Origin of the sequence: Haladaptatus sp., from assembly GCF_049589095.1 — an archaeon.
Classification (GTDB): Archaea; Halobacteriota; Halobacteria; order Halobacteriales; family Haladaptataceae; genus Haladaptatus.
This window is the reverse complement of sequence record NZ_JBAWAC010000378.1, coordinates 1-1,865: the sequence shown is the minus strand read 5'-3', so window position 1 is coordinate 1,865 and position 1,865 is coordinate 1. Positions and strand designations below refer to the sequence as shown.

General features: G+C 63.1%; 2 protein-coding genes. Both read left to right on the top strand.

Going from position 1 to position 1,865, the window contains the following annotated elements; translation table 11 throughout:
- On the top strand, nt 1-1,184 hold a 1,184-nt coding region (locus WBV42_RS11850), incomplete at its 5' end, for a branched-chain amino acid ABC transporter permease (protein WP_423986219.1).
- On the top strand, nt 1,185-1,865 hold a 681-nt coding region (locus WBV42_RS11845; protein ID WP_423986218.1), incomplete at its 3' end, for an ABC transporter ATP-binding protein. It lies immediately after the preceding gene.

Below are 1,865 nucleotides of genomic sequence, written 5' to 3'. Positions count from 1 at the left end.
ACGCTGACGAACTCGACGTCGACAACCCGAAGCGAGCCCTCGACGGCGTCTCACGGCGCTCGAGGCGGACGCTCCGCCGGTCGGTACCGGAGCGATACCGAACCGTCTACGGCCGAACGGCCGGCGCGATTGGCACCGTGCTCGGAATCATCGTCCTCATCGTCGCCGTATACGTCCTCCTCCGGGCCGCGTTCTACCTCGTCGCGCCGTACGTCGGGGTCGGAATCAAGACAAGTCAGTACACCGTGATGAGTCGCATCCTCCAGTTCGTCGTACTGGCGCTGGCGTGGGATCTCATCGGCGGCCAGACGGGCTATGCCTCGTTCGGCAACATCACCTTCTTCGGCATCGGCGTGTACACGGTCGTTGTGCTGATGAAGGGGACGCTCGTCGGGACGTACGGCTTCCCGGTCGCGTTCGTCGCTGCCGGGGTCGTCGCACTCGTCTATGCTCTCATCCTCGGCTACCCGTTGCTCAGGCTACGGGGTCACTACTTCGCCGTCGCGACGCTGGGCGTCCTCGTGGCGACCCAGCAGTACGTCGCGAACCTGAAACAGACCGGGGGCGGCAGCGGACAGACGCTTCCGCTTCCGGGCTTTGCACAGGTCGATCGAACCTTTTTCCTGCTGTTCGTTGGCCTCGCCGTGGTGACCGTGATCGTCTATTGGTACCTGATGAACACGCGGTTCGGGTACGGCCTGAACGCGATTCGGGACGACGAAGCCAAAGCGCGCGCGATGGGCATCGACACCACGAAGTACAAGATCGTCGCGTGGGGGATGAGCGCACTCCTGACCGGCTTCGCGGGCGCGCTCTTCGCCTACCAGAACTCCTACGTCAGCCCGGGAACGGCGTTCAACATCGACTGGACGGTGCTGATGATCCTCATGGCGCTGGTCGGCGGAATGGGCCGTCTCTGGGGGCCTGTCCTTGGGGCGGCGTTCCTCTGGGAACTGCGCAACACGCTCTGGAGCGGCGGCCCGATGGTCGACGCTGTTGGAACGATCACCGGCGTGTCGATGCGCGACGCGTACCTCGTCGTGTTCGGGATCATCCTCGTCGCAATCGTGATCGGCGCGCCCAACGGAATCCTCGGCTATCTGGAGGGGAAGGACGTCCTCGGAGTCACCAGACAGCGGGTGGACAAATTGCGAAATCGTGGCACGGCGGGAGGTGAGGAGTGAATGACCGAACTGATCGGTCAAGACGTCACCAAGACCTTCGGCGGATTGACCGCCGTCGACCACGTCGACATCGAAGTCGGTGACGGCGACATCGTCGGCCTTATCGGATCGAACGGGGCGGGCAAATCGACGCTGTTCAACTGCATCACTGGCGCGCTCCAGGTAGACGAGGGAACCATCGAGTTCAACGGCACCGACATCACGGGGACGAAAGAACACGTGATCGCCCAGCGCGGTATCGTCCGCGTGTTTCAGGAGGTTCGGGTGTACGAGGGTATGACCGCCCGCGAGAACCTGCTGGCAAGCGTCGACCACGGGTCGGAGTCGACGTTCGACCTCTTCCGTCCGTACCCCGACGCCGTCACCGAGCGAGCCGACGAGTTGCTCGATCGGGTCGGGATTCCGTCGGAAGGCGACACGCTCGCCGCCGACCTCAACTACGGACACAGAAAGCTCCTCGAACTCGCGATGGCGCTGATGACCGACGCCGAGTTACTCCTGCTAGACGAACCGGCCGCCGGACTGAACCCGACGACCAGAACGGAACTTCGGACGCTGCTCGGGGAGATAAACGAGGAGAAGACGCTCCTCGTCGTCGAACACAACATGGACTTCGTGATGAACATCTGTGACCGGATCTACGTACTGAACAACGGCGAACTCCTCGCGGAAGGACAGCCA